Consider the following 767-nt stretch of genomic DNA (forward strand, 5'->3'; position numbering starts at 1 on the left):
CCTTTACCGGCGATTTTTTCAAGGAGGGTTGGGTCTTCATCTTCGTTCCTTCGTCACTACGACGAAGCCCCAACCCTCCTTAATTCACAACCTCAAATCTGTGCCATTGGTGCTGACGGCGGACAGACGAGGATATCGCCAAGGGCTGGCACGACAACCGACGCATTATCACGGCGGAGAATCTGCATGTGAAACAGATGCCCGGCCTGATGCGGACCCCGGAGCCGCTCAGGCACCGTTTCGATCTGAGCACGCCTCTCAAGACGCATTTCTGGCAGTGGTAGCTCCGAGCGTCGCGGCACGGCCCTGGTTCGCATTTTTCACCTGATCCGTAACGCTCGCACACGGATCGAAGCTTTCACCTGCCCCGGTATTGTCGATGCGCGGCTTCATGAACACGCTTTTCCGCCAGCCCGCCCCGGCGCCGGGGTGCCTCTTCGTCCATGTCCCGAAATGCGCCGGAACCAGCGTCCGCGCGATGATCGAGGAAATTGCCGCCGAGCGGCTCGTGCTCGACTACGATAGCTATTTCCGGATGGAGCAGGATAAGAGATGCACACCGATCCTGGGGAACCTCCTGCGCCCGGAAACCGTACCGGACGGGAAAATCATCTACGGTCATTATTTCCCGGTAAAGTATCTGACCTGAGACCCTAATCTCCTCCGGTCTATGGTAGAGTCCTGGGTTTCGTTTGTGGCCTCATGCGGCCTGTTTTTCCAGCGTGGATTTCATTGCGAACTCGACCGGCGCCATGTTGCCGAGTGCC

Annotated in this window: 1 protein-coding gene; it reads left to right on the top strand. The window is 58.0% G+C overall.

The features are described from left to right. The first annotated feature begins 391 nt into the window (after positions 1–391). Entirely contained in the window at positions 392–649 is a 258-nt protein-coding gene (locus STARVERO_RS21760) for a hypothetical protein (protein ID WP_159602057.1), read from the top strand. Positions 650–767 lie beyond the last annotated feature (118 nt).

This window comes from Starkeya nomas (assembly GCF_902703545.1).
Taxonomy (GTDB): Bacteria; Pseudomonadota; Alphaproteobacteria; order Rhizobiales; family Xanthobacteraceae; genus Ancylobacter; species Ancylobacter moscoviensis.